This window comes from Paraburkholderia atlantica (assembly GCF_009362785.1).
Classification (GTDB): Bacteria; Pseudomonadota; Gammaproteobacteria; order Burkholderiales; family Burkholderiaceae; genus Paraburkholderia; species Paraburkholderia atlantica.
On sequence record NZ_WHNQ01000237.1, the window covers coordinates 1 to 628 of the forward strand.

The 628-nt window shown below is 57.0% G+C and carries 1 protein-coding gene; it reads left to right on the forward strand.

The window, feature by feature from the left end:
- On the forward strand, positions 1-557 hold a 557-nt coding region (locus tag GCT19_RS42470; protein WP_152855034.1), incomplete at its 5' end, for an IS6 family transposase.
- Between the last annotated feature and the right edge of the window lie 71 nt (positions 558-628).

The window sequence follows — 628 nt, forward strand, 5'->3', positions numbered from 1 at the left end:
TGCGTTGGGTGCGCCGCTATACGCCCGAGTTCGTCAAGGGCTGGAACCATTTTGCCACGTCTGCGGGACGGTCGTGGAGGGTTGACGAGACGTACCTGAAGATCCGGGGCAAATGGGTTTATCTATATCGGGCGGTGGATCGGGACGGCCAGACGGTAGACTTCATGCTCAGGGCAAAGCGCGATGTGGCCGCGGCAAAAGCCTTTTTCGGCAAGGCGGTCAAACATCAAGGCCGGCCACCGGAGACGGTCACCCTCGATGGGTATGCCGCGTCGCACCGGGCCGTGCGTGAGATGAAAATTGACGGCCTGCTTCCCGAGGACACGAAGGTGCGCTCTTCGAAGTATCTCAACAATCTGATCGAACAGGACCATCGTCACATCAAGTCAAGAACGAACGTGATGCCTGGATTCAAACGGTTCAGAAGTGCCGCGATCACGATTTCAGGCATCGAGTTGATGCATCGCATTCGCAAGGCGCAGTTCGACCTCTGCGCGCTCAGGCTCAGCGATACCACCGCGCCCGCGGTTTGGAACGCCGTCCTGTTCAATCGATAAGGTATCCAAATCTATAAAGATTATTTTCGGCCACGCTACCTATTTGCACCGGAGCCTCCACAGCACGATCG